The organism is Salinithrix halophila, from assembly GCF_042650125.1.
GTDB classification, from domain to species: domain Bacteria; phylum Bacillota; class Bacilli; order Thermoactinomycetales; family DSM-45169; genus Salinithrix; species Salinithrix halophila.
Window position 1 is genome coordinate 1 of record NZ_JBHSAP010000019.1, and the last position, 607, is coordinate 607.

Annotated in this window: 1 rRNA gene; it reads left to right on the top strand. The window is 57.3% G+C overall.

The features are described 5' to 3' along the window. Positions 1–607: ribosomal RNA gene (locus ACFOUO_RS16620) — 23S ribosomal RNA — on the top strand; the annotation flags it as partial.

Sequence of the window (607 nt, forward strand, 5' to 3'; positions counted from 1 at the left end):
GTAGGCGAGGAGAGAATCCTCAGGCGCGCGGGAAAACTCTCGTTAAGGAACTCGGCAAAATGACCCCGTAACTTCGGGAGAAGGGGTGCCCCGGTAGGGTGGCGCAAGCTGCTCGAGGGGGCCGCAGTGAAGAGGCCCAAGCGACTGTTTAGCAAAAACACAGGTCTCTGCGAAGCCGTAAGGCGAAGTATAGGGGCTGACGCCTGCCCGGTGCTGGAAGGTTAAGGGGAAGGGTTAGCGTAAGCGAAGCTCTGAACCGAAGCCCCAGTAAACGGCGGCCGTAACTATAACGGTCCTAAGGTAGCGAAATTCCTTGTCGGGTAAGTTCCGACCCGCACGAAAGGCGTAACGACTTGGGCGCTGTCTCAACGAGAGACCCGGTGAAATTGTAGTACCAGTGAAGATGCTGGTTACCCGCGACAAGACGGAAAGACCCCGTGGAGCTTTACTGTAGCCTGATATTGGATTTTGGTACGATCTGTACAGGATAGGTGGGAGCCTTGGAACCCGGACCGCCAGGTTCGGGGGAGGCACTGGTGGGATACCACCCTGATCGTGCTGGAGTTCTAACCGACATCCGTGATCCGGATGCGGGACCGTGTCAGGT